General features: G+C 76.3%; 1 protein-coding gene and 1 pseudogene. Both read left to right on the forward strand.

The features are described from left to right. Positions 1 to 234: pseudogene (locus E2651_RS44530) on the forward strand (hypothetical protein); the annotation flags it as partial. A gap of 122 nt (positions 235 to 356) precedes the next feature. After that, a partial coding sequence (locus E2651_RS43470; RefSeq protein WP_135336759.1) for a hypothetical protein occupies positions 357 to 885 on the forward strand: 529 nt, incomplete at its 3' end.

Here is an 885-nt window from a genome sequence, read left to right on the forward strand (position 1 = left end):
GCCCCGGCCCCGATCGTGACCACGGTCCAGGCCGACAGCCCCGGCACGGCCACCGCCACGAGCACCGCGGGGACCACCACCAGCACCCCCGAAGTCCCTGAAGCCTCCCCGGCCCCCGACGGCACCATGGCGGACACCGGCGCGGGCGTCCTCCCCTGGATCGCACTGGCGGGGGCCGCCGCGCTCGGAGTGGGCGCGGTCGCCTTCGCGATGGTCCGCCGCCGCGCGGACTGACCCCGGGACAGAGCCACCTGACCCCGCGAGCCGAGCCACGCCAAAGATTGGCGTTAAACGGATTTTGTCCGTTTGGCGCGTATTGTCGGCCCATGCCCACGCCATACGGATCCCGCGGCGGCATGGCCTTCAGTGCGGAGGAGCTGCGTGTGCTCCGCCGCGCTCTGGCCCTCGCCCTGCATCCCAGCCCCGTCTCCGACGAGGACGTCCAGGACTGCCTCCGCCTCGCCGACTCCGTCGACGAGGCGGTGCGCGAGGGCGCCAGGCTCCGCGCCTTCCTGCTGGCCGACCTCGCCCGCTACCGGGCGACCCTGCCCGGCACCGCCACCGGCTACCTCGCGCTCCTGGAGGACGTCATCTGCTCCGGCTACCAGCCGGGCCCCGACGATCTCGCCGCGCTGCGAGCGCTGCGCGGCAACCCGGTCGCCGCCGCCCTCCTGGAGCGCTGTCGAGCCCTCGCCGAACGCGACGTGCGCGCCCGCCTGTCGGGGCGTGCCGCCGCGGCGGCCAAGGCCGCCCCGTGGTCCCGCGTCCCCGCCTCGCGCACCCGCCTGCTCGCCCTCCCCGGCGGCCGCGGCGATGCGGAGCGACCCGAGGCACCCAAGCCCAAGACCCCAGCGGTCCCGGCCCGCAAGCCGACCGCCCCCGAGC

It is taken from the genome of Streptomyces sp. MZ04 (assembly GCF_004684775.1).
GTDB lineage: Bacteria > Actinomycetota > Actinomycetes > Streptomycetales > Streptomycetaceae > Streptomyces.